The following is a 264-nucleotide window of genomic DNA, read 5'->3' on the forward strand; positions in this document are numbered from 1 at the left end:
CGCCTGATACACGAAGCTGTCGGAGGTCGTGCCGGCGTTCGGCACATAGGTGAACGTGCCGTCCTGGTTCAGCGTGAGCACGCCGCCGGTAGGCTGTGTCTTGACCTGCACGCCGTAAACATGGACATCGTTGGCAATCAGGCCTCTCGTCGGGTCCGACACGTTCACCGCGCTGCCCGCGACCAGGAAGTACTTGTCGGGATTGGCGATCGCATTCTGATTGGCGGCCGTCGCCGTCGGCAGCGCGCCGCTATTGACGCTGAT

Annotated in this window: 1 protein-coding gene; it reads right to left on the reverse strand. The window is 63.3% G+C overall.

What is annotated here, in order from left to right:
• Nucleotides 1-264: Ig-like domain-containing protein (locus tag SB764_RS41280; RefSeq protein WP_410866936.1), on the reverse strand; the 264-nt coding region annotated here is incomplete at both ends.

It is taken from the genome of Paraburkholderia sp. SIMBA_027, assembly GCF_046535315.1.
Taxonomy (GTDB): domain Bacteria; phylum Pseudomonadota; class Gammaproteobacteria; order Burkholderiales; family Burkholderiaceae; genus Paraburkholderia; species Paraburkholderia tropica.